Genomic DNA, 23,138 nt, shown 5'->3' with positions numbered 1-23,138 from the left:
ACTACATTTGTAGTATATAAATTACTAGTGTAGTTATGAAATTTAATCAAAGCGAGGAGCAGATCATGAAGTATCTCTGGAAACTGGACACTGCATACATGAAAGATCTAGTAGAGCAATTTCCAGATCCCAAACCTGCCTATACCACGGTGGCAACTATGGTTACGAGGATGATTAAGAAGGATTATGTTGGTTTCTATCAAAGAGGAAGTGTCAGAGAATATTATCCCAAAGTGAAAAAGACTGACTACTTCTCCAGTCAGATAAAATCCATGATGAAGGACTTTTTCAACAATTCTGCAAGTCAGTTCGGATCATTTTTCGCTAAAAAAACAGAGTTGTCAGTTGATCAGTTGGAAGAACTTAAGCAATTGATTGAAGAGGAGATAGAGGCAAAACGCGAGAAATCATGACTAGACTTGTTGCCGTTTCTATGCTACCTATGGCGGTATTCTTACTTATGTATTATCTGCTATTAATAAAAGAAAAGTCATTTGCCATCAATAGGATTTATCTTTTAGCATCTGCCATACTGTCTTTAGTTGTACCCTTAATCAGTATTCCCATTGCCATAGAATCTAGTGATGCAGTTAATGGGTTATCTGAAGCAATAGAGGTTTCCAGCCTCATTAGGGTTGATCGATTTGCAGATGTTGCTTCTGAAAGCACAACTCTTCCCAAAGACAATTTAACCTTAAACGTTCTTCTTAATTACCTCTACGTAGTTGGCATCTTGATCATGCTGGTAAGAATGTTGAGAGGACTAGTATCAATTCGTAAACTGATTATTAGCGGACTAATTTCGGATGTAAATGGATACCATGTGGTTCTTAATGATCAAATCAAACAGCCATTTACATTTTGGAAATACATCTTTATACAAAGAAGAGATCAAATGCAGGATGATGACCTCATGTCTCACGAGCAATCACACGTTTACTTTATGCATAGCGTAGACGTCCTGATCATTGAAATACTGACAGTTCTATGTTGGTTTAACCCATTGGTTTATTGTTATCGAAGGGCAATTAGATTGAACCATGAGTATCAAGTAGATGATCGTGTCATTAAACATCCCCATAAACTGAAGAATTACCTGTCTAGTCTGATAGAAGCCGCTCAGTATAATCCGATCAACATTCCCCTAACTAGTAATTTCTCTTATTTATCACTTAAGAATAGATTGAAGATGATCTACAAAAATCGACCGACAAGAATACTCAGTATATCTAGATGGATTACAGTATTACTGTTGTTAAGCATATTTATTTGCTCCTTTGTAATAAAGCCTGAATCACAATTGAATCGTGATGAAGAATTTGTTGTAGTGTTAGATCCAGGACACGGAGGAAAGGATCATGGTGCGATTGGTAAATCTGGCTTCTTCGAAAAGGACGTGGTTCTTAATGTAGCTCGGTTAGTTCAGCTAGAATTTAAGGGATCTAATGTTAAAATTATCACCACTAGATCTGATGATGATTTCTTGTCACTTGAAGAGCGTGTGAACAAAACGAAAGATGCGGACCTGAACATTTCACTTCATGTGGAAGTCATGCAAGGCACTGATAAGGAGCAGCGGTTATTCATTTATAATGAGGCTATGCGATATGCACAAGAGTCGGAGTACCTGGCAAGAATTATAGCGGCACAGTTTGGCGATGAAGACTACAATGAGGTAGGGTATTCTGACTATTACGTTTTGAAGAATGCCAAATGTCCTTCCGTAATGGCTATAATAGGTGTTTTCTCCAATCCAGAGATGGAAGCCGAAATGACTTCATCAGTAGGGCAAAGGGAGATAGCCCAGCGTCTGGTCAAAGCGATCAAATTAGCAGCGAGGTAGTTTGGCCGGCAAGATTGATCCTATTCCTGCAGCTCAGCGGTTGGGGACTTTAGATTTTATTCGAGGGATAGCCGTTTTGGGCATTTTGATGATCAATGTCGAATCGTTTTCTTACCCGAACCCCTTTTTGCCAAATACCTTTGGGTTTGATGGGCCACTAGATCGAGAAGTTCGATTTTGGGTGTACCTGTTTTTTCAAGGTAAGTTCTTTTCCATGTTTGCACTGCTTTTTGGGGTTGGTTTTTACATCTTCCTGGAGCGGATGGAGTCCAAAAGCATTGGGCTTCGGGGGATGGATATTTACGCCAGGAGGTTATTTTGGCTGTTTATTTTTGGGGTGGTGCATGCCATATTTATTTGGAATGGAGACATCCTGTATCATTATGCCGTGTGTGGACTATTGCTTTTCCCTTTCAGGTTATTCAACAATAAGTATCTGGTGTTAATGATGATGATTATCATCACTACGCTGGGCTATCGGTCCTACCAATCGACTGTGGCACGAGCGGAAAAATTTTACGCTTACGAGGAGGCTTTGACTGTTGACTCTTTAAGCAGAACCCTTGAACAGCTGCAGGCTATTGAAACCTGGGACAGAATTACTTCCATTCCCTCACCAGATGGTGAAAGTATCATTCAGGCGAGATCGGGTGGCTACTGGAGTAATGTTTTAGAGAATCTTGGTCATGTAGAGGTATCAAGTGGGCGGTTTTATTTTCAAGGAATTGTATTACGGACGTTGTTGCTTATGCTACTTGGTATGCTTTTCTATCGTCTAGGTATCTTTCACAATTATCGATTGGTATCTTTTTATTGGCCTGTAACAGTTGGCGTGTTGATACTAGGACTATGGCTAAGCTTCAACTGGAGTTATCATTGGACTTATGAATATTATGAAAAACCCATTATCAAAGTTGCAGATGGTTTTCAGGCGTTGTTTTATAAGGAAGTATTAGCTATCGGGTATGTGCTGATGTTGAACGGCCTTTACCAAGCACTGCTCACCGGTTCTCGATACCAGCCATTCTCCTGTGTGGGGCGTATGGCGCTTACCAATTACATCGGTCAGTCGGTTATTTGTGCCTTTATCTTCTATGGCTTTGGGCTTGGGTTTTACAATGAATTTTCCAGGACAGAACTTTTACCGATAGTGATTGCGATTTGGGTAATTCAAATGGTGTTCAGCACATTATGGTTGAGAAATCATCAGTTTGGTCCATTGGAGTGGCTTTGGAAAAAGCTGACTTATTCGGCATAATACTAGTTAACTGACCGGAAAGGACCTATAGGTGCTCACAAATCATTGATAGCCGCAAACCAATGCCAGGAACGTTAGTTAGTCATGCCATGAGGTTAAAGATTGAGACAAAAGTTTTTGCCAGATTGGATAAAGTAAGTCGTGGATTCAACCAGCAGTTATTTAAAGCACTAAACCCACCTTTTCCCCCAGTGAAACTCCTGGAGTTTGGTGGGTGTGAAAAAGGAGACAGAGTGGTACTGGAGCTAAACTTCCTGCTCTTCAAGCAAATTTGGCAGAGTGGCATTACCGATCATGGTGAAAGTGAGAGGGAGTGGTATTTTGTAGATGAGGGAGTGAAGCTGCCATTTTTTTTAAAGACCTGGAGGCATCGACACGTTGTGCAATCTACCAACACGGGTTCGGTAATTATTGATGATATTCAGTTCTCTACAGGTACTATCGTTACAGACTTCATCATGTACCCTGTTCTATTTGCTCAATTCCTTTATCGCAAGCCAGTCTACAAAAAAGTATTCAAACAAAAAGAGCAGCCTTAGTATGGGCTGCTCTGTTCCTGATCCTATCAATTCTTTTCTATCATGCATCTTTCCACTTGATAGTACATCCGATGGCTCTTTTGGATGTGACTGATGGCTTCTTGCCGCTTAGGAGTGCATCCACTGCATCTTCCACATATTTTTCTTTGGCATCTGCAGCTTCTCTAGGGCTATCGTCGATGGCCCCAATGTATTCCACTTTGTATTTGTCCGATCCTTCTTTATTCAGCACATATACATGTGGTGTTTTGGTAGCGCCATATGCTGTGGTGATTTCTTGACTGTCGTCTCGCAAATAAGGGAATGTGTATCCTTTTTCCTTAGATCTTTCAACCATTTTGTCCATTGAGTCATCTGGCTGCTTAGTGATATCGTTTGGATTAATTGCTATAACCGGAAATCCTTTGGATGCATACTTCTTATCCAAATCAATGATTCGTTGCTCATAGGCTTTCGCGTATGGACAGGTGTTGCAAGTAAATACAACAATGAATCCCTTGGCATTTCCATAGTCAGCCATCGAAACCATTTTACCATCAATATTTTTCAAAGAGAAGTCTTTCGCATAATCACCCACTTCGTATCCGTTGACGTTGGCATCTGTAGCATTGACGAATAAGACTGCTACTGTCACTAATAAACCGGTTATTACTAGAATCGTCTTTTTCATAGGATTACTCATTTTGAAGCTAAATTTTTAACTACTTGAACCAATTCATTTTTTTCAAATGCTTTTTCGTAGAAGTATCTTTTACCCGAAGGCGAAACGAACAAGGTGGCAGGAATTGCGCCGCTCCATGCCTCGCTGATTTTGGGCATGTAATCGTCGTAGTTAGTAGAGTTCAGCAGATAAGTAGTCGACTGAATTCCTTTCTTATCAATCAGTTTTTGTGCCTTGGCGAGATCTTCTGGGAAATCCAGGCTGATGAATACGACTTCTGCTTGTTTGGTGCTATTGACCTCTTCGAAATGAGGCATTTCTTTCACGCACGGCCCGCACCAGGAAGCCCAGAAATTGTACACCCTGACGGACTCACTTTGTTCTGCTAGAAGATTATCAAGTGATTCAACAGAGATCAATTTAATCTCTTGATTGTATGCATAAGTGCCAATACTCAAAAGGCTTAGAATCAAAAACAATCGCATGTTTGTGCATACGAATTTCATGAGAGAATGTTCCATAAATTTTTTATTGCACTATTTCAAGATTGCTTATTGAATGAAGCTTATTGAGGATCATTCTGTGTTAATAAATTAATAAGCATCTTGATGAGGAAATGATGCCTTTTCTGTTGCTACAATATTTATACGTGAATTACCTATCTACTATAGCTCTTATTCTTAGGTTGGGAACTTACAAAAAGATGGTTTTTGGCACAATACCACTTCAAACTATTTATTCACATTTTATGCACTTTATCCACACACCCCTGAAAAACGACTATAACTCTCAGTAATACAGTAAGTTATAATGCTAATCCTCAATTAAAGTAGTGTGGATATCTCTGATTAGAAATGAAAAGTGGAAAAATCACGTTAAACAGAACGTATTCGTAATAAAAACGCTTATTCCTTGGTCTGACGTATAAGTTTCTTGCGATAGGCGTTGAAAATTCGAGATTTTGATACGAACCCAAGATACTTGCCATTGTCAATAACTGGTAGATTCCAGGCTTGTGTTAACTCAAATTTATTCATCACTGATTGCATTTTTTCTTGAGGGCCCACCTGGGCTGGTGGTTTCTGCATGATGGTCTTCACAATGAGGTTTTCTTGTTTCTCCCGATCAAACATGATGTCACGGATGTCATCAAGGGTGACAATTCCCTCTAGCTCACCATTCTCGTTGATCACCGGAAATATATTTCGTTTGCTAATTTTGACCAGGTCTACCAGATCTTTGAGTGGGGCGTTTGGATGAATGGAAAGCAGGTCTTTCTCAATGATTTTTTTGAGATCGATTAGACTAAGGACGATTCGATCCCGATCGTATTGAATCAAGTCCCCTTTCTCGATAAGCTTCTTCGTATAAATGCTGTGTTTTTCAAAGTAGGATATGGTGGTGAAACTGATGGCCGAGACAATCATTAATGGAACGAATAGTGTATATCCGCCAGTGATCTCGGCAATCAGGAAGATCGCCGTAAGTGGTGCATGCAATACGCCACTCATTACGCCGCACATCCCTACCAGAGTAAAGTTGCTAGAACTGATATTTCCAGAAGGATGCAGGACTTCAATCACTCGGGTAAAAAAGAACCCCACAACTCCTCCCATAAATAACGAAGGTGCAAATACCCCACCACTGCCGCCAGAGCCGATGGTCAGTGCTGTGGCAAATGGTTTCGCCAATATGATTAGAAACAGAACACCAGCTATTACCAGATCCTGGTCTGCCAGGGAGTAAAAGAAGCTGCCACTGAAGAACCCTTCATGATTGCCTTTGAGCAAAGACAGAATGGAGTCATAGCCTTCACCATATATCGGAGGAAATATGAAGATAATTAATGCCAGAGCTAGACCCCCAATAGCCGCACGGCCATAGATATTTTTGATTTCATCGATGAAGCCTTCCGTCCAGTATGTTACACGGGTAAAATAGAGGGAAGCCAGACCAGACAGCACACCCAGGGCGATGTAATACCCCGTATCGGATGCCTGGAAGCTATCCACAATCTTAAAGGAGAAGAGTACATCTTCACCGAGCAAAATGATGGAGATCAACTGCCCACTGACAGATGCTATCAGTATGGGGATGAACTTGCTGATTTTCACTTCGGTCAGAATTACCTCAATAGCGAAGATCACACCGGCTATGGGCGAGTTAAAAATGGCTGAGATGGCACCTGCTGCTCCACACCCGATGAGTAGTGTTCTTTTTTTGTAATCCAGATGGACAAATTGACCAAAATTGGACCCAATAGCTGAGCCAGTTACCACAATGGGGGCCTCCAGTCCTACGGATCCACCAAAACCAACAGTGATCGCACTTTTGATCATGTTGCTAAACATGTATCGTCTACGGATTCTGCTGGAGTTTTTGGAGATAGCCCGGAGTATCCTGGTGATCCCGTGTCCAGGTGTGTCTTTAAGTACAAATTTCCTGACCAGAATAGTCAAAACAATTCCAATGGCAGGGTAGACAATGTAGAGGTAGTTAATTTTGGTAAGGTCCAGATTTTGCTGAAGCAGGTGCTGTACATAGTGGACGGTGGTTTTCAAGGTCACCGCAGCTAATCCTGCAATGAGACCAACGAGGCTGGCAACGATAAGAAGGAAATTATTATCACTAATATGCTTCAGTCGCCAGACCAGGAAGCGCATCAAGACGTGCGTTAACTTCTTATTTATATCGGACACCGCGCAAAGGTAAAACTTCACAATTAGGGATAACTTTAATAAAAGCAAAAATTTCATGGATTTCACGCAAATAAAAGAGACCTGTCTATATGTCTCCAAGCTGGGCGAGACCCGGAGATTCTACCATGACCAGCTGGGAATGCCTGTAATCTCCCAGGTGGATGGTAGGCATATTTTCTTTCGGGTAGGTAGCTCGGTCTTGTTGTGTTTTATAGCCGAGGTTACCAAAAATGAGAAGGTACTGCCTCCACACTTTGCTAGTGGCAAGCAACACATTGCTTTTGAGGTAGAGCAGCGAGATTATCTTTCTGTAAAGCAGCAATGCATGGATCGGGGGATCGAAATTACCTGCGAGCAAAAATGGCCCGCAGATTTTGAGTCTTTTTACTTCGAAGATCCAGATGGCCATGTGCTGGAAATTGTTCCGGCGGGCATGTGGGAATAATTCTTAAAATGAGAAGACACACTTCATTTTGAATAGAAGGATCGCTTGTGATTGGCTGTTTTACCATTCTGGTGACATGGTACAAGTTTGGCAAGAGGTGGTGTAGAACCAAATACCACAAAGGATCATGAAAAAACTACCAATACAATTAATGCCTCTCATCTTGTCGTTGACTGTAGCTTCCACAGCCATAATCCTAGGGAGCTGCAAAGCATCCAATGCTAGCAAAGGTGCTGGTATCGGTACCGCCGCAGGAGGAGCTATTGGTGCGGTGATTGGAAACTCCAAAGACAACACAGCAGTTGGGGCCATCATAGGTGCCGCAGTTGGCGGTACAGCAGGCGCACTGATCGGTAGGCAAATGGACAAGCAGGCAGAAGAGCTTAGGCAAGACCTGGAAGGTGCTGATGTGGAACGAGTCGGTGAAGGGATTAAAATCACTTTTGACTCAGGATTACTTTTCGCATTGGATTCATATGATTTGAAATCGGAGACAAGGAGCAACCTCAGCGAACTCTCTGAAACCCTCAATAAGTATGAGAATACGAATATTCTGATAGAGGGTCATACAGATGCCACTGGCCCAGATGCTTACAATCAAACACTTTCTGAGCAACGAGCCAATACCGTGGCCACTTATCTCACTTCTCAGCAAGTGAAAGCCAGCAGATTAACCACCATGGGCTATGGAGAATCACAGCCAGTAGCAGACAATTCTACGGCGGAAGGCAGGGCTCAAAACCGGCGAGTAGAAGTTGCTATCTATGCCAATGACAAAATGAAAAAAATGGCTGAAAATGGAGAGCTCTAAGTGAAAAAAGCTCGTCCCAACAGGGAAGCATATTCGGGTACCTATCTGGGGAAACTCACTTATACAAAAAACTAGAGGCCGTTGAAATTGCTTTTGAGACGGCCTCTTTTATAATGTTCTAGACTCGGTGTCCTACACCACTAGTCCATTTACTTTTTCTAAGGCTTCTTCGATGAACTGGTAGGAGGACAGAATCTCCGGTTTACCATCCACGATGGCCACATCGTGCTCGAAGTGTGCCGATGGCTTTCGGTCGGCCGTCACGATGGTCCATCCATCTGATAGCTGCACCACTCTGCGAGTTCCCATGTTGATCATAGGTTCAATCGCAATGACCAGACCTTCTTTTAACTTAGCGCCACGTCCTCTTTTGCCATAGTTGGGTACCTCAGGAGACTCATGCATCTTCTTACCCAATCCGTGACCAACCAGTTCGCGCACTACGCCATAGCCGAAGCTTTCAGTGTATGTCTGGATCGCATAACCAATGTCTCCGATGCGGTTACCAGCCACGGTCTGCTCAATACCTTTGTAAAGACTCTCTTTCGTTACTTTTAACAACTGCTTGATGTCATCACTCACTTCTCCCACAGCAAAAGTGTAGGCATGATCTCCATAGAATCCGTTTTTTAGTGCTCCGCAATCCAGACCAACTATATCACCTTCCTGCAGTGGTCTTTTGGTGGGCAGACCATGTACTACTTGTTCGTTTACCGATGTGATGATCGTGTTCGGATAATCATACAAACCTAAAAAACCCGGTTCTGCACCTTGATCCCTAATGAACTCCTCCGCTATCTTATCCAACTCCAGTGGCGTGACTCCAGGCTTGATATGCTCAGCCATGAGACCGAGTGTTTTTGACACGATCAAAGCGCTTTCGCGCATGATTTCAATTTCTTCTTTGGTCTTGTAATGGGTCATAATGCTAAATGAGCCTACAAAATTAACACAAACAAAAAACCCTTCGGCATGCCGAAGGGTTTTTGTTGCTTTTATATTGTTCGGTATTTATAAGTTATGATTTGGTCACACCTTCCAAAACTTCTTTGATGTCTACTCGCTGACCATCTTTGTAAGAAACAATGAATGCATCTTTTACGCCCATTTCCCGAAGGTATTTCTTGAACGTATCAGCTTCCCAGTAGTCTCTGAATGCTCCTACAGTAAACTTGTTCAGACCATTCTCAGTTTCTTGTGAGAAGTTTTTAGCCTTGCTACCATATTTGCTTAGATCCTTTGCATTGTAAGCTCCTATCTGCACCTTGAATACCACGCCGACATTCTCATTGATGCCTCCCTGGTCTGCCGCCTGCTGTGCAGGTTGCTTAGGTTTAGAGTTTGCTTCTGCCAACTCATCTCTTAGAGAAGATACCTGCTTTTGCAAAGATGAAATCTGATCATCCTTATCGGCGATTTTATCATCTACTCCAGCAAGTTCGTTTTTCAAACTAGCTGTTTGACTTTTTAAAGATTTGTTCTCCTCTACAAGAGTTTTGAATTGCTCTGGTTCCAAAGCTTTGATTCTTTTTTTCCACTCTTTTTTCTCTTGTTTGGACAACTGCGCATTTGCATTGTATCCCATTGCAACGAACAAAACAAATACTGAAAGTGCGACAATTCTTTTCATACTTATAATCTGTTGATTCATAATTAATTACATAACTAACACTAAAGTACTAAAATAACTAAAAAAAAGTCAAAAATTTACTTTTTTAAACTACCAATCATATCTTCTGGACGTACCCATTCGTCAAACTGTTGGCTGGTAAGTAAGCCTAGCTCTACAGCTGCTTCTCTTAAGGTTGTTCCTTCTTTATGCGCTTTTTTAGCAATTTTAGCCGCATTTTCATATCCAATATGCGTATTTAAAGCTGTCACAAGCATTAGGGATTTTTCCAGTTTATCTTTGATGACCGGATAATTTGGCTCAATTCCCACGGCACAGTTATCATTGAATGACTCACATGCATCGCCAATCAGTCTGGCAGAAGTGAGCACATTGTAAACCATCATAGGCTTAAATACATTGAGCTCAAACTGTCCGTACATGCCTCCTGCGGATACTGCTACATCGTTACCAACGACTTGTGCACAAACCATCGTCAGGGCTTCACACTGCGTTGGGTTTACTTTACCAGGCATAATGGAGGATCCTGGTTCGTTTTCTGGAATGACAATTTCGCCGATACCACTTCTAGGACCGGAGCACAGCATACGGATGTCATTGCCTATTTTCATTAAGCTCACAGCTAATTGCTTCAAAGCTCCGTGAGTTTCCACCATGGCATCATGAGCAGCCAGCGCTTCAAATTTATTCTCGGCGGTAATGAAAGGCAGTCCTGAATTTTCTGCAATTTTCTTAGCGACCAGCACATCATATCCCTGTGGAGTATTTAATCCAGTTCCTACAGCAGTTCCACCCAGTGCTAGTTCACTCAGGTGCGCAAAAGTGTTTTCCAATGCTTTCAGTCCATGGTCAAGTTGGGACACATAACCGGAAAACTCCTGTCCCAAGCTCAAGGGAGTGGCATCCATAAAGTGCGTACGGCCAATTTTCACCACATCCTGGAATTGATCTGATTTGGACTTCAAAGTATCTCTAAGCTTTTTCACTTTAGGGATAGTGTTTTCCACGATCAGCTTGTAAGAGGCAATGTGCATGGCTGTTGGGAAGGTGTCATTGGATGATTGGCTCTTATTCACATCATCATTTGGATGAATAGCTTTTTTCTCATCACTCAGTGATCCACCGTTGATCACATGAGCCCGGTTAGCCACCACTTCATTGCAGTTCATGTTGGACTGAGTGCCCGATCCAGTCTGCCAGATGACCAGTGGAAACTGATCATCTAGTTTTCCTTCCAGGATTTCATCACATACCTGAGCGATAAGATTCTTTTTTTCTTCTGGCAACACACCCAGCTCATGGTTGGCCTGTGCGGCTGACTTTTTGAGGATGGCAAATGCATGAACCACTTCCAGTGGCATCTGCATATTGGCACCTCCTATTTTAAAGTTGTTTCTGGAGCGTTCTGTTTGCGCTCCCCAGTATTTGTCAGCGGGTACTTTGACTTCCCCCATGGTATCGTGCTCGGTACGGAATTCCATATCACTAAATAGGTTTTTATATGAATGTTATCGACCCAAAATTAACTCAAACAGGCTGATTTCAATTGTTTATTCAACCAAATCGCAACCAAATTGTCTATTTCAAGTTAACAAACTAGATTTGCTGTTTAGAATCATTCTAAATAAATGAAAAAGATCAAGGTTCTGATTTCTGATTTTCAGTTTTTGACGCGTGAGGGACTCATCCACATGGTGCAGGAGAAAGATGCGTTTGAGCTGGCAGGAGTTGTAGAAGGTGCGGAGGAATTGATGAAATCAGTGCTGCAGCAGCATCCTGATGTGCTGCTGATGGACTATCAGAGTGATGATCCAGTGCTGAGATCACTGCTCAATCAGGTAGTTGCTTCGAAGGCCACTAATGTGCTCATCATTACCAATGAAGACAAGAAAGAGCACATCAAACCCTTGTTGGATATGGGGATCAAAGGTATCGTCACGAAGAAGTGCAGCCAGGGAGAAATCCTCAATGCCATCGAGTCGGTATCTAAAAACAGTCGCTTTTACTGCAATCGTATCCTGGACCTACTTATTGATAATAGCAGTGAGGAGAAGGAGGTAGACTGTGAACCCACCGACCTTTCTCCCAGAGAGTATGAAGTACTGCAGTTAATCACCAAAGGGCATAAGACCGTTCAGATTGCTGATGAGTTAAATGTCAGTGTTCATACTATCAATAGTCATAGAAAGAATATTTTAAAGAAGCTTAATTTGAAGTCGCCAACTGAGCTTATTGTTTACGCGATGGAGACTGGGTTGGTCAAAGCATAATTCACTAGCATTAGCGATTGTATCTGATTACTCAACTCTTTTATTTTGCATCAATCCAAGAATAAATGACAACACTTGATTTACTTCAGCTGAACAAAACCATGACTGTGAAGAGTCTTTCACAGAATGGAGTCACCTCCAAATTAGTAGACATGGGTTTGTATCCAGGTAAGCTTGTAGAAGTTGTCTTTAAAGCTCCATTTGGTGGACCTATAGCAATCGATCTGGATGGATATACATTGTCTCTGAGAAAAGATGAGGCATCACTTGTAGAAGTGGAGTAATATGAAGATCTCGTTGGTTGGCAACCCCAACTCTGGCAAAACATCACTTTTTAATCAACTAACCGGGCTCAATCAAAAAATCGGGAATTTTCCAGGAGTTACGGTAGATAAGAAATCCGGTAAACTCAAGCGTTCGGAGAGTGCTATCTCCATCCTGGACCTGCCTGGTATCTACAGCCTATATCCAAAAACACAAGATGAGAAGGTCGTTTACGATCTTTTACGCAATCAACAGCACAGTGATTATCCTGACCGAATCGTGGTGGTGGTAGATGCTTCTAATCTGGAGCGTAACCTGTTGCTATTTACTCAAGTGATGGACCTGGGAGTGCCGGTGACCATGGCACTGAACATGACCGATGTAGCTGACAAGAAGGGTTTGGTGATTGACATTGAAAAACTGAGTGAGGTATTGGGTGGTGTGGACATCTTACCGATCATCGCTCGCACGGGCAAGGGGGTAAGTGAATTGATAGATCACCTGAAAGAAAACAAACCCAGCCAGACGCGCGAGCCATTTCTAGGTGGAGAATTTGACAAAGGCCAATTCCTGATCGATGATCCGGAGGTAAGAAAGCAGCGAGTAGAAAACCGTTATAAAAAGATTCGTCAGGTCCTCTCGTTTGTGGTGAAAGAAAGGCCCCTTCCCAAATCTCTCCTCAAGAGACACCGCACAGCGGATAAAATACTGACACATCCCTTTTTTGGATATGTCATTTTCCTGGCTGTGCTATTTATTATTTTTCAGGCGATCTACGCCTGGGCAGAGTGGCCCATGGACCTGATCGACTCGTTGTTTATTTCAGCCAGTAAATGGGCAAAAGACACCATGCCAGCCGGTGTACTAACCAACCTTCTGGCCGAAGGAATCATTCCTGGCCTGGGAGGAGTGGTCATTTTTATTCCTCAAATCACGTTGCTTTTTGGATTTATTTTCATCCTGGAAGAAACAGGGTATATGAGTCGTGTAGTGTTCATTCTGGATCGCTTTATGCGGCCCTTTGGATTGAATGGTCGTAGCGTCGTGCCACTGATTTCTGGTGTGGCTTGTGCAATACCAGCTATTATGGCCACTCGAACTATTGATAACTGGAAGGAACGACTCATCACGATTATGGTCACTCCATTGATGAGCTGCTCAGCTCGACTACCTGTTTATACCTTGCTCATTGCGCTGGTAGTACCAGATACGATGGTCGGAGGAGTCATCAACCTGAAGGGGTTGGTGCTACTTGGTTTGTACCTGATTGGTGTTGTTGCGGCATTACTAGCTGCATTGGCTTTTAAGGTATTCGTGAAAACACGCCAGAAGAGCTTCCTCGTCATGGAACTTCCATTGTACAAGATGCCGCGATGGAACAATCTGGTGGTAACACTTTGGGAAAAGGTGAGGCTTTTTGTGTTTGATGCCGGTAAAGTCATTTTTAGTATTTCCATCATCCTGTGGGTGCTCGCTTCGTACGGTCCTGGGGATCGTATAGAAGAGGCTGTATCCGAAATTCCAGAACCTGCTACGGAATCGCAAGTAGAAGCTTATGAAAAGGAAGTATCCTCTGTTAGTTTGTCCAATTCATACATTGGAATTTTGGGACATGCGATAGAGCCGGCTATCAAACCACTCGGTTACAACTGGCAAATTGGTATAGCTCTGATTACGTCCTTTGCGGCTCGGGAGGTTTTTGTAGGGTCGATGGCCACTATCTACTCAGTTGGGGAAGATTTTGATACCGAAGAGACGCTGCTGGATCGAATGCGGAATGAAAAAATTCGGGGTACTAATGAACCAGTTTACACTTTTGCTACCGGGTTATCGCTGATGATCTTCTATGCCTTTGCTATGCAGTGCATGAGTACTCTTGCGATCGTATTTCGTGAAACTAAAAACTGGAAATATCCATTGATACAGTTGGTGTATATGACCGCTCTGGCATATGTCGCTGCATGGATCACTTATCAATTGATGAGCTAATGGTACAGACACTGATCGTAATCGGATTGTTTTTAGTAGCAGGGTTTCTGCTGGGCAGAAGGCTGTACAATCAGTTTTCAGGGAAGAAGCAGCCCGGCTGTGAGAAGTGTGCCGCTAACGAAATTGCCTCCAAATAATCACTAGTTCGAAATCACTACTTCTAGTGATACAATTACCTACGCATAGCTATTGTAAACCCTTGAAATTTGAGTGATTTTTGCTATCTAGAATTATTCTAAATAATGATCAAGGAAACACCGATAGAGGAGCAGGAATTTCAGTCATTTTGCCCATTTGACAATGGATCGGTGATGGAGCGCACGGAGTGTGTTTTCAAGAAATGCTGCAAGAAGTACAAGAAGAAGGGTAGACACTGCAAGAAGTGTCCGAAGATTTAACCTGGATAATCCAGGAATTTGAAATTGAGAACCGGCATTGGTTATAAGCAGCAATGAATCAATTCACACAATTATTTAGGAATTAGGAAGGATAGGTAGAATGGAAAGTACCAAAGAACTTATTTACGAAACAGCCAATGCCTCCTTGCATCAATGCGATGCTACCGAGCACTACATTCTCCATTTCGGAGGAGATACGGTGACATTTCGTGCCTGTGAACTGATCACCTTCAAACGGAAAATTCAGAAAATAGACCTGGTTACACTGCTGTCCAGTGATACTCCCGATGTGGAGATTGTACACATGCCACACTGCGACCGTATTTTCGCCTTGACCATCCACAATGTAATGGAGCTAAAAGAACTTTTTGCTGGTGCCTTTACCATGCTGGAGCTCAATAGTGTGATTCACAAGCAGCTGGTAAGAAAGGTTTTTTAGGGAAACCGCTTCTTTAGAATAGTTTTAAATTATGGCCTAATAAGACCTTTCACGATCTTTTCGTGTTCCTTTGTATAGTAGTATTAAACACTTTTTGAAGCTATGAAGGATATTTTGAGGAGACATTCAGTACTTCAGGACGAAGTAGTAGATATAATCAACAAACAAATAAAAATGGAGGCTCAGTCCTCGGCAGCTTACCTGGCGATGGCCGCCTGGTGCGACAAAGCTGGCTATGACAACTGTGCGGAGCATTTCTTCAAACAGGCAGATCAGGAGCGTGAGCATCAGATGAAATTTTTCCATTACCTGGTGGATATGGAATGTGACGCTATATCACCTTCAGTGGGGGATTCACAGCACGAATTTGACAAGCTGAGAACCGTTTTTGAGAAACAATTGGAAATGGAAATCGCCGTTACGGATTCTATCCACGATATGGTGCGGGTGGTCAGAAAAGTTGGAGATATCGCTACCGAAGAATTTCTAAGATGGTTTGTGACAGAGCAGATCGAGGAGGAATACGTAGCGAGAAGATGCCTCGAACTATTTGATGTACTGGGAGAGGATAAAATAGGCCTTGGAATGGTAGAGGAGCGAATCCTGAGCATTGAATACAATCCCGAAGCATAAGAATACATTCATACACCTGTATAAAGGAGAACTAGAAATGGTTCTCCTTTTTTTGTGCCTACTTCTAGTGAGGTACTCACTACTACTGGTAGTTACAAAACCCTGATATCTAGCGATTGATTGAGATTCTGGGATTCAGAATCTTTGTATAGATCAACCACCAAGTCATGGACATCCAACAGTTCGACCAATTCTTCACTCAGCTAGAACAGCGCATTGAATGCGATCCCTCAAAATGTGAGTGTATAATCAGGGATGCGGTAAATCAATCTTCTTGTCCTTATCTGAAAGCGCGCATCAAAGAGCTTCACAGGGTATATCAGATCAAAATCAAGAGAAAGGATTCCCTTCCACGGTAGTTAGTGCCGCTACAATCATCACTAGCTAACACTAGGGATGCAGATGGTGCTAGGGTTAGGGACCTAACACTATGAGTAGTGAGCACGCTTAGCTACTACTAGCACCGTAAAAAACCCTCATCAATAGCGATTGACAGGTAAGTGTTGCTGATACACTTTTGCAATGTTGTTTAGAAACATTCTAAATAAGCAAAGTGCAAAATGAAACCAACCTTTTACTTTCTATTCATTTTTTTCCTTGTGTCTTCTGGATTCGGGCAGTTGTCAATATCTGGTAACATCATGGACGATTCTCAGGAAGGAATTCCTGGGATCACGGTACAGATAGCTGAAATAAGTAAAGGAGTATCCACGGATGTTGATGGTCGTTTTCGTTTTTCGGGATTATCAAAAGGGTCTTACACGTTGACCTTTTCAGGTGTGGGGTTTGAGGATCATCAGGAATCAGTTGAATTAATAAAATCCATAGAGCTACCGACTATCCTGATGAAGGTAAGCACCACAGAACTCAATGCAGTGCAAGTGGTAGGTAAGTCTGAGGCGGCAGAAGTCAGAGAGCAACCCTATGCCGTTTCTGTGGTAGATGTGAAGCCTCTAAAAGTGCAGAACCTGGACGTCAATCAAGTGCTAGGTACTGTGTCTGGTGTGAGAATCAGAGAACAAGGAGGACTCGGGTCTTCCTTTGATTTTTCTCTGAATGGATTCACGGGTAAGCAAGTAAAATTTTTCCTGGATGGGGTACCGATGGACAATTTTGGCACCTCTCTATCTCTCAATAACATTCCGGTGAACATGATCTCTGGTATAGAGGTGTACAAGGGTGTGGTGCCTGTTCACCTGGGTGCCGACGCACTGGGAGGAGCAGTCAATGTAACCACCGATCAAAACATCAAAAACTTTGTGAATGCTTCCTATTCTATTGGGTCATTCAATACACATCGAGCCTCCATCCTGGGTAGATATACCGAGCCGGGCACTGGTCTGACATTTAATGCCAACCTGTTTTACAACTATTCAGACAACAACTACCTGATGCGTGATGTGGAAGTCCCCAGGTCCGATGGGTCTGGAAAGTTAGATACTGTGAATGTTCGTCGGTTTCATGATGCCTACGTGTCTAGAACTGCCCAGCTGGAAATTGGTGTGGTGGGTAAGCCATACGCAGATCGACTGTTTGTCGGGTTGATCGCTTCAGGCAATGACAAAGAAGTCCAGACTGGCCTGAACATGCAGGATGTATTTGGTGAAGTGGAAACTGAAGATCAGGTGCTCATCCCTACATTCAAGTACCTGAAAAAGGATTTGCTATTCAATGGACTGGATGTGAGACTCTACGGCATGCTCACAAAGAGGCAGTCTGCTCGTGTGGATACCAGTTCCAGAACCTACAACTGGTATGGCGACTTTACTGAGCGCATCAACAATGCCGGAGAGTTTACTTACAACAAATCACATTTCACCTTTGATGATGAGTCTCAGCTAGTAACGGGAAACATCAGCTACCGCATTGGCCAGAGCCAGTCTGTTTCTTTCAATCATTCCTACAACCGCTTTTCGAGAGTTGGTCAGGACCCACTTAGAGAGTCTTATGAAATTCCTTTCACCACACCCAACACGATCACTAAAAATATTTCCGCACTTGCCTACAACCTGGTCTTGCTTGATGATCAGTGGAAGACTTCACTCTTTGCCAAGCGATTTGCAATGGAGGCCAATACTCGTGTGGAGGATGATTTAACGGGTGAGTTTGAGGAGTTCGAGATGAGTTTTGAAAAATATGGATTTGGAGTGGCATCCACCTACTTCCTCACCAAGTGGATACAACTAAAGCTATCCTATGAAAACACTTATCGGCTGCCAGATGGATCTGAGATGTTTGGCAATGGACTGACCATCACCTACAACACTGAGCTCGAACCAGAGCAGAGCAACAACTACAATGCAGGAGTACTTTTTAGCAAGGTATTCCAAAACCAAACCTTGAGATTTGAAGGGAACTACCTATTTCGCCAGGCTTCCAATTTTATCCGGTTGGATGCGTCCCAGCCGAGAAACTCTAACTACCTCAACCAGGAAAAAGTCAATCTTACAAGCATTGAGGCAGGCGTCAAATACACCTACAAGAGCTTATTGAATCTGGGTCTCAACGTGACCAAGCAAAAGAACATCAATGCCGATGAGAGTGACAGATTGTACAAGGATGACCTGCCGAATCAGCCATTCCTATTCGGCAATTTCAGTGCAGGGCTGCAATTCCACGATGTGGGCTATCAAGGTAGCAAGCTTGCTATCAATTGGCTCAGTGTATTTGTGGACAAGTTTTACTGGAAATGGCCAAGCCAGGGTACGAGGAGATACAAGTACGATATCCCCAGACAGCTATCGCACAATCTGACAGCCTCCTACTCATTTGGTGAGGGAAAATACAATGCTTCGCTGGCATGCAACAACATTACTGACGCGGTGGTCTATGACAACTTCGCCATGCAAAAACCCGGGAGATCATTCAGCCTAAAGCTGAGCTGGTTCCTATCCAATTGACTTTTAGAAATTTTAAATAATACGATTAATGAAAACCAACAAATTCAATATCTGGGCATTGATAGCCCTACTAGCAACAACAGTATTTAGCTCATGTGACAGTGACGATCCGGAACCAGGTGAAGGTACCGAAGGATGGTCTGGCTATGTGGTGGGTTTGAGAGCTACGGAGGGTGATGCCTCAGCGGACTATATCGTTACAGCAGATGATTTGATGTCTGGGACAATTACCTCTGATGGACAGGGGATCGAGCAGGCAGGCTGGTCGTACTACGCTTCATACGGAGACAATTATTTTTCGCTCGGTTACACGCTAAACGAATGTATTGGGTATCGTATAGACGAAGGGGAATTGTACCTAAATTCAAAATTCGTCTTTGAGCGAATCGATGTAGTGGGTGAACTGGATGATGACACCTTCCTAGCCATCGGTGCTCCGTGGGGTGGCGGTTCTTTTGACTGTCAACTGCAGGTGGTGGATGCCAATGATGTTTCCATTACTCGCACAGTTAACCACCCAATCTATGAGTCGTTTTACTATGTGGATTCGCTTGATGCAGAGGTTCAGCTAAACGCGTGGCCTACCAGTGTTCACCGTGCAGGTGACAGAGTTTACGTTTCTCTTTATCCGCTTCACGGCACGTCTTGGCTTACACCCAATGTGGATAAAGCTCTGGTCAGTGTGTACTCGTATCCTGATTTGGAATATATCAAAACCTTCGAAGATGACCGCACCAGCCCGGTCGGCTACTACGGTGGTCAGCCTTCGCTAGTGGTAGATGAAGGTGGCGACATCTACACCATCTCTTCTTCTTCTTTCTTTGCCGGCTTCACACACGTGAGTAAACCATCCGGAATTCTCAAAATCAATGCTGGAGAGACTGAGTTCGATAGCGATTATTTCTTCAATGTGGAGGAAGAATACGGATACAAAATTCTCAATGCGAAGTACGTGGGCAATGGCAAAGCAGTGGCTCGAGTGTCTGAAGCTTCGGAAGACATATCTGCCGATCTACAGTGGGCAGGCTTTGGCAACTATGATGTGTTGAAAGTGGTGATTGTTGACCTGGAGGCTCAGACCATCACCGACGTGAACGACATTCCGGTACATGCAGGTCAGTACCAAACACCATATCTGGTAGAGGATGGCAAAGTCTACATGTCTATCCGACAAAACTCAACGGGTGAGGCCTATGTGTATCTAATCGATCCTGAAACGGCTACTGCAGAAAGAGGCGCCCAGATTGATGGTATAGAACTACAAGGAATTTTTAAGCACAATTAATCGATGTTTTACAATGGGGTGAGTGAGTCACTCCCCCATTCTAGCCAATTCAGACATGATCAACTTAATCAAAAGTATGCTACTAATAGCTGCTGCGTTTACCTTCGGTCCTGCTTCAGCTCACTACCTGTGGGTGCAGACCGCTGAGACTGGTGATGTAGGTAAAGCCCACGAAGTGACCGTTTACTTCGGGGAATATACCTACGGTGTGATTGAAGATCCGGCAGGTGAAAACTTCGCTGGAGTGAAGAACTTTCAACTATGGGCCATAGCTCCTTCTGGAGATAAAGTAGAGATAGTGACTACCGCAGGTAAAGAGGCCTTTGTTGGGGAGTTCATCCCTTCTGAGATTGGAACCTACACCGTCGTGCTCAACAATGACGAGATAGATGTAATCGACTATACGCAGTATGATTTTGGAATTTTCAAAACGCACTATCACTCTACAGCTAAAGTTGTAGTGGGTAAAGAAGTAGAGAGCTCGGCTGCTACTAACAGCAGTGGACTTGTTGTGGTCAATGCTTCCGAAAAAACAGCTGCGAAAGATGGCGAAGTTGTCTTAAAAGTATTGTTTAAAGGTGAACCTATAGAAGGCCAGGAAGTTTCAGTATTTGTCTCCGATCTCTGGAGTAAAAAGCTCCATACAGATGCCAATGGACAAGTAGGCTTCAAACTGCCATGGGCTACCACCTATACTGTAGAGACCACTAAAAAGGAGGAAGTTCCCGGTACCTACAAAGGGGAAGAATATGAATTTATCTGGCACTGCGCCACTTATGCAATAGCTCTGTAGGATGATCTCATTAAGTACTTACCTGACCTTTCTAGGATTTTGGGGTTGCTATCAGACATCCACCAAAGCCGATCTCGCCCCACCCAATAAACTAGAGCAATTCGTTCGCTCAGATGCTAGAGTAGGAAACGTAATTGGTTTGGGTTTCCTACTGATCGGTTTGGTTGGTTTTGTGCTCGTGTTTGGATTGGGATCAGGTCTGTTTGCTTATTTGGTTTTGCTCTCGTCGGTCGGCAGTCTTGTCATTCTGCTAGCCCCGATGGGCTACATATCCCTCCGTTCAGCGAGTATGGTGTGTACCGTTTCATTCCTTTTAGAAATGCTTGCTAATGCCCGCTAACAAGAAATATTTCAGCTCACCTGTTCAGCGATTTGTCAAAATAACCGCCGGCTTTCTGGGTGGTTACTTCGTGTCAGTGAGTTTTTTTATGGCTTTATCACTCTGGACAGATCAAGCAGGCACCATGGTCACACTCATTTTTGGTGGTTTTATTGTTTGGGCCGGCCTCATGGTCTGTGCCTTTCTTTTCAAAAATGGGTGGATAGCCTGGGGTCTGTACTTCTGCCTGACAGTAATATTTTCCACACTCTATTACCTCCACTCATGAGCAATCGCATTTACAACATACTGTTTCACACGCATACAGTAAGCGGTCTGGTTATCAGTGTGGCTCTGTACGTCATTTTCTTTGCCGGTTCGATCAGTTTCTTTAGGGATGACATTATCGCCTGGGAGCGAAATCAAACGGTGGCACCTGGCACACAGATGAATACGGATTATGATCAAATTCTCGATTCTCTAGAGGCCGGGCATGGGAGTCTTTATGGTAGAAATATCAACATTCGCCAACCACATCAAGAGCGCAACATCATGGTATCAATGGAGCCATCGATGGATTCCGCTGCTACTGAAGTACAACTCAAGAGTGTGTTTACCTACATAGATAGCAGCACCTATGAGGAGACCAATTATTTTTCCTCATACACTCTGGGAGAGTTCATTTACCGCCTTCATTTTTTTGCGCAGATACCTTATCCTTATGGTTATCTGATGTCTGGGTTTGTAGCGTTTTTCTTTTTGTTTGCGATCATCACAGGAGTGATCGTTCATTGGAAAAAAATCATCTCCAACTTTTATGTGTTTCGTCCCTGGGCCAAGCTGAAGACAGTTTGGACTGATGCACATACAGCTTTGGGGCTAATAGGACTCCCCTTTCAATTCGTATTTGCAGTGACTGGCGCAGTGCTGATGATAGGTACTACGGTGATGTTAGCGCCTGCCAGTTCGCTTATTTACAAAAATGACCGTGAGCACATGTATCGAGAACTCATGGAACAGCCAGCACCTCAACGGTTCCAAAACTTACCGATATCTGGAAATCTTTCTTTGAATATGCTGATCGAGGAAGCATCTTCATATTGGACTCACAGCAACCTAAGCCGAGTGGTCGTTCAGAACTATGGCGATGCAAGCATGCGTGTCATCGTAGAAGCCAGACCAAATCCAGACCACGCTTTTGCTGGACTAGGCCGAGCAATATTCGATGCTTCTGGCGACCTGATCCGTATCACTGAAGAGGATAATCTCAGCTATGTAGTAGGTGCCGATCAAACCATTCATCGGTTGCACTTTGGTGATTTTGGTGGCCATGGCTTGAGAATCATCTTCTTTACATTTGGTATCATTTCCTGTTTCGTGATTTTATCTGGAGTATTGATCTGGGTAGAAGCTCGGGACAAACGCAGCAATGCTCAGTGGAAACGACGGGCAAACCTCTGGGTGGCCAGTATCTTCATGGCGGTTTCTCTCTCCATGTATCCCGTTATTGCGCTAAGCTTTTCGTTTATTAAAATCTTCAAAGATGCTACGAACCCAATGCCACACCTGATGATCTATAAATTCTTCTTCATTACTTGGTTGGTGGTATCGCTAATGCTTGGCATTAGGCGCGACCATTTTTTCACCACCAGGTTTTGCTTGATCTCTGGTGCTTTACTGGGTTTTATGGTGCCCATAGTCAATGGGTTGGTCACTGGTAATTGGATGTGGGAAACTTGGCAAGACGGACGCATTCAGATCTTTGTGGTGGATGTCTTTTGGAGCATAACTTCCGTCATTACACTTTTTATTGGGGCAATTATGAAAGCACCTGATTACTAAATCACTATCAGGGACTAAAACTAGTAAGCGGCTCATTGCCTCGTGATTCATTACTACTATTAGTCACTAGTCACTACTACTAGTGAATTGCTAATTGCCTATCGATAGCGATTGTCAAGT

General features: G+C 43.2%; 25 protein-coding genes. 19 read left to right on the top strand and 6 right to left on the bottom strand.

Annotation, left to right across the window (positions count from 1 at the left end; all coding sequences use genetic code 11):
- The first annotated feature begins 35 nt into the window (after positions 1-35).
- From ACO067_RS11305 to ACO067_RS11290, 4 genes are all read left to right on the top strand, one after another.
- Positions 36-413 (top strand): BlaI/MecI/CopY family transcriptional regulator, encoded by a 378-nt coding sequence (locus ACO067_RS11305; protein WP_421874114.1) that lies wholly within the window; start codon positions 36-38, stop codon positions 411-413.
- Entirely contained in the window at positions 410-1,843 is a 1,434-nt protein-coding gene (locus ACO067_RS11300) for an N-acetylmuramoyl-L-alanine amidase (protein WP_421874111.1), read from the top strand. The genes ACO067_RS11305 and ACO067_RS11300 overlap by 4 nt, the downstream gene beginning before the upstream one ends.
- Before the next feature lies 1 nt (position 1,844).
- A complete protein-coding gene (locus ACO067_RS11295; protein ID WP_421874109.1) occupies positions 1,845-3,101 on the top strand; it encodes a DUF418 domain-containing protein in 1,257 nt (418 codons plus the stop codon).
- Positions 3,102-3,190: 89 nt separating this feature from the next.
- Complete coding sequence (locus tag ACO067_RS11290; RefSeq protein ID WP_421874107.1) at positions 3,191-3,640, top strand: SRPBCC family protein; 450 nt, start codon at positions 3,191-3,193, stop codon at positions 3,638-3,640.
- Positions 3,641-3,680: 40 nt separating this feature from the next.
- On the opposite strand, the gene ACO067_RS11285 is transcribed toward ACO067_RS11290, so the two are convergent.
- The 3 genes from ACO067_RS11285 to ACO067_RS11275 all read right to left on the bottom strand — a co-directional run bounded on the left by ACO067_RS11285 (position 3,681) and on the right by ACO067_RS11275 (position 6,964).
- Entirely contained in the window at positions 3,681-4,310 is a 630-nt protein-coding gene (locus ACO067_RS11285; protein ID WP_421874105.1) for a thioredoxin family protein, read from the bottom strand.
- Between the two features lie 8 nt (positions 4,311-4,318).
- Positions 4,319-4,807 (bottom strand): TlpA family protein disulfide reductase, encoded by a 489-nt coding sequence (locus ACO067_RS11280; protein WP_421874103.1) that lies wholly within the window; start codon positions 4,805-4,807, stop codon positions 4,319-4,321.
- 399 nt (positions 4,808-5,206) lie between these two features.
- Positions 5,207-6,964: a chloride channel protein gene (locus ACO067_RS11275; protein ID WP_421874101.1), complete on the bottom strand. Its 1,758-nt coding sequence runs from the start codon at positions 6,962-6,964 to the stop codon at positions 5,207-5,209.
- Positions 6,965-7,055: 91 nt separating this feature from the next.
- Between ACO067_RS11275 and ACO067_RS11270 the strand changes: the two genes are divergently transcribed.
- A complete protein-coding gene (locus tag ACO067_RS11270; protein WP_421874099.1) occupies positions 7,056-7,445 on the top strand; it encodes a VOC family protein in 390 nt (129 codons plus the stop codon).
- 127 nt (positions 7,446-7,572) lie between these two features.
- Positions 7,573-8,256, top strand: coding sequence for an OmpA family protein (locus ACO067_RS11265; RefSeq protein WP_421874097.1), 684 nt, complete (start codon positions 7,573-7,575; stop codon positions 8,254-8,256).
- Between the two features lie 132 nt (positions 8,257-8,388).
- Here the strand turns inward: ACO067_RS11265 and map are convergent, their stop codons facing one another.
- The 3 genes from map to fumC all read right to left on the bottom strand — a co-directional run bounded on the left by map (position 8,389) and on the right by fumC (position 11,367).
- Positions 8,389-9,180, bottom strand: a complete 792-nt coding sequence (gene map, locus ACO067_RS11260) for a type I methionyl aminopeptidase (RefSeq protein WP_421874095.1) — start codon at positions 9,178-9,180, stop codon at positions 8,389-8,391.
- Between the two features lie 94 nt (positions 9,181-9,274).
- The gene (locus ACO067_RS11255; protein WP_421874093.1) at positions 9,275-9,886 is read right to left on the bottom strand and encodes an Ezrin/radixin/moesin family protein; all 612 of its coding nucleotides are present in this window, start codon (positions 9,884-9,886) and stop codon (positions 9,275-9,277) included.
- 77 nt (positions 9,887-9,963) lie between these two features.
- Positions 9,964-11,367 carry a class II fumarate hydratase gene (fumC, locus tag ACO067_RS11250; protein ID WP_421874090.1) on the bottom strand — a complete coding sequence of 468 codons (1,404 nt, stop codon included), beginning with the start codon at positions 11,365-11,367 and terminating at the stop codon, positions 9,964-9,966.
- 147 nt (positions 11,368-11,514) lie between these two features.
- Here fumC and ACO067_RS11245 point away from each other — a divergent pair, with 147 nt between their 5' ends.
- From ACO067_RS11245 to ACO067_RS11185, 13 genes are all read left to right on the top strand, one after another.
- Positions 11,515-12,156, top strand: coding sequence for a response regulator transcription factor (locus ACO067_RS11245; protein WP_421874088.1), 642 nt, complete (start codon positions 11,515-11,517; stop codon positions 12,154-12,156).
- A 65-nt stretch (positions 12,157-12,221) separates the two neighbouring features.
- A complete protein-coding gene (locus tag ACO067_RS11240) occupies positions 12,222-12,440 on the top strand; it encodes a FeoA family protein (RefSeq protein WP_421874086.1) in 219 nt (72 codons plus the stop codon).
- A gap of 1 nt (position 12,441) precedes the next feature.
- On the top strand, positions 12,442-14,409 hold the full coding sequence (feoB, locus tag ACO067_RS11235) for a ferrous iron transport protein B (protein ID WP_421874084.1): 1,968 nt from the start codon (positions 12,442-12,444) through the stop codon (positions 14,407-14,409).
- On the top strand, positions 14,409-14,546 hold the full coding sequence (locus ACO067_RS11230; RefSeq protein ID WP_421874082.1) for a hypothetical protein: 138 nt from the start codon (positions 14,409-14,411) through the stop codon (positions 14,544-14,546). The genes feoB and ACO067_RS11230 overlap by 1 nt, the downstream gene beginning before the upstream one ends.
- Before the next feature lie 105 nt (positions 14,547-14,651).
- Positions 14,652-14,807: a hypothetical protein gene (locus tag ACO067_RS11225; RefSeq protein WP_421874080.1), complete on the top strand. Its 156-nt coding sequence runs from the start codon at positions 14,652-14,654 to the stop codon at positions 14,805-14,807.
- A 100-nt stretch (positions 14,808-14,907) separates the two neighbouring features.
- Entirely contained in the window at positions 14,908-15,246 is a 339-nt protein-coding gene (locus tag ACO067_RS11220; RefSeq protein WP_421874078.1) for a hypothetical protein, read from the top strand.
- Positions 15,247-15,348: 102 nt separating this feature from the next.
- On the top strand, positions 15,349-15,879 hold the full coding sequence (locus ACO067_RS11215) for a ferritin (RefSeq protein WP_421874076.1): 531 nt from the start codon (positions 15,349-15,351) through the stop codon (positions 15,877-15,879).
- A 560-nt stretch (positions 15,880-16,439) separates the two neighbouring features.
- Entirely contained in the window at positions 16,440-18,779 is a 2,340-nt protein-coding gene (locus tag ACO067_RS11210) for a TonB-dependent receptor (RefSeq protein ID WP_421874075.1), read from the top strand.
- Positions 18,780-18,807: 28 nt separating this feature from the next.
- Positions 18,808-20,064 carry a DUF4374 domain-containing protein gene (locus ACO067_RS11205; protein WP_421874073.1) on the top strand — a complete coding sequence of 419 codons (1,257 nt, stop codon included), beginning with the start codon at positions 18,808-18,810 and terminating at the stop codon, positions 20,062-20,064.
- A gap of 55 nt (positions 20,065-20,119) precedes the next feature.
- Positions 20,120-20,857: a DUF4198 domain-containing protein gene (locus ACO067_RS11200; RefSeq protein WP_421874071.1), complete on the top strand. Its 738-nt coding sequence runs from the start codon at positions 20,120-20,122 to the stop codon at positions 20,855-20,857.
- A gap of 1 nt (position 20,858) precedes the next feature.
- Positions 20,859-21,197, top strand: coding sequence for a hypothetical protein (locus tag ACO067_RS11195; protein WP_421874069.1), 339 nt, complete (start codon positions 20,859-20,861; stop codon positions 21,195-21,197).
- Positions 21,187-21,465 (top strand): hypothetical protein, encoded by a 279-nt coding sequence (locus ACO067_RS11190; RefSeq protein WP_421874067.1) that lies wholly within the window; start codon positions 21,187-21,189, stop codon positions 21,463-21,465. Before ACO067_RS11195 ends, ACO067_RS11190 begins: the two co-directional genes overlap by 11 nt.
- Entirely contained in the window at positions 21,462-23,018 is a 1,557-nt protein-coding gene (locus tag ACO067_RS11185) for a PepSY-associated TM helix domain-containing protein (RefSeq protein WP_421874065.1), read from the top strand. Before ACO067_RS11190 ends, ACO067_RS11185 begins: the two co-directional genes overlap by 4 nt.
- The last annotated feature ends 120 nt before the right edge of the window (positions 23,019-23,138 follow it).

The organism is Marinoscillum sp. (assembly GCF_965229915.1).
GTDB lineage: Bacteria > Bacteroidota > Bacteroidia > Cytophagales > Cyclobacteriaceae > Marinoscillum.
This window is presented reverse-complemented; position numbering and strand designations above follow the sequence as displayed.